Source organism: Streptomyces murinus (assembly GCF_002154555.1).
GTDB classification, from domain to species: domain Bacteria; phylum Actinomycetota; class Actinomycetes; order Streptomycetales; family Streptomycetaceae; genus Streptomyces; species Streptomyces murinus.
In genome coordinates, this window is sequence record NZ_MUNF01000996.1 from 1 (window position 1) to 597 (window position 597).

2 protein-coding genes are annotated in these 597 nt (G+C 74.4%); one reads left to right on the top strand and one right to left on the bottom strand.

The genetic code is table 11. The features are described 5' to 3' along the window. Positions 1–209: VOC family protein (locus CCN72_RS37200; RefSeq protein WP_279630323.1), on the top strand; the 209-nt coding region annotated here is incomplete at its 5' end. A gap of 184 nt (positions 210–393) precedes the next feature. Here the strand turns inward: CCN72_RS37200 and CCN72_RS37210 are convergent. Then, positions 394–597, bottom strand: a 204-nt coding sequence (locus tag CCN72_RS37210; RefSeq protein WP_279630324.1) for a VOC family protein, incomplete at its 5' end; no start/stop codon positions are given.

Here is a 597-nt window from a genome sequence, read left to right on the forward strand (position 1 = left end):
GACAGGGGGGGTACATCGCGCCGCGCTGGCCGGGCGCCGGGAGCGACGGCCAGCAGTTCCACCTGGACCTGACCGTGGCGGACCTGGACGCGGCGCACGAGGGCGTGCTGAAGCTGGGCGCGACGCTCCTGGACGCCGGGGAGCCGGGCCGGTCCTGGCGGGTGTACGCCGACCCCGCCGGGCACCCGTTCTGCCTCTGCGCCTGCTGAGACCGTCTCCCCGAGGAGGAAAAACATGGCGTCCGTCGCCCACTTCCGCAACGTCGTGCTCGACTGCCCCGACCCGCACGCCCTGGCCGCCTTCTACGCGGCGGTGGGCGGGTCGGGGCAGTCGAGCACGACGTTGCGGAAGTGGGCGACGGACGCCATGTTTTTCCTCCTCGGGGAGACGGTCTCAGCAGGCGCAGAGGCAGAACGGGTGCCCGGCGGGGTCGGCGTACACCCGCCAGGACCGGCCCGGCTCCCCGGCGTCCAGGAGCGTCGCGCCCAGCTTCAGCACGCCCTCGTGCGCCGCGTCCAGGTCCGCCACGGTCAGGTCCAGGTGGAACTGCTGGCCGTCGCTCCCGGCGCCCGGCCAGCGCGGCGCGATGTACCCCCC